This window comes from Mesorhizobium sp. (assembly GCF_004963255.1).
Taxonomy (GTDB): domain Bacteria; phylum Pseudomonadota; class Alphaproteobacteria; order Rhizobiales; family Rhizobiaceae; genus Mesorhizobium.
On sequence record NZ_SUGA01000117.1, the window covers coordinates 1 to 360 of the forward strand.

1 pseudogene is annotated in these 360 nt (G+C 64.4%); it reads left to right on the forward strand.

What is annotated here, in order from left to right:
- A pseudogene (locus tag E5X34_RS32695) lies at positions 1–360 on the forward strand (branched-chain amino acid ABC transporter permease); the annotation flags it as partial.

Below are 360 nucleotides of genomic sequence, written 5' to 3' on the forward strand. Positions count from 1 at the left end.
GCCATCCGCGACAACGACACGGCGGCGCGCATCATCGGCATTCCGGTGCTGAAGACGAAGCTGCTCGCTTTCGCCATCTCGTCCTTCATCATCGGCGTCGCCGGCGTCATCTGGGCGTTCGCCTATCTGAGGACCGTGGAGCCGGCGGGCTTCGACCTCGACCGCTCGTTCCAGATACTGTTCATCATCATCATCGGCGGGCTCGCCTCGATCCGCGGCGCTTTCCTGGGTGCCGCGCTTATCGTCGTTTTCCCGCTGGTGCTGTCGCGCCTCGGCGGCTTCCTGCTCGGCGACCTCTTCGATTCCGGCGTGCTCGACATGAGCCAGCGCATCGTGCTCGGCGCGCTCATCATCCTCTTT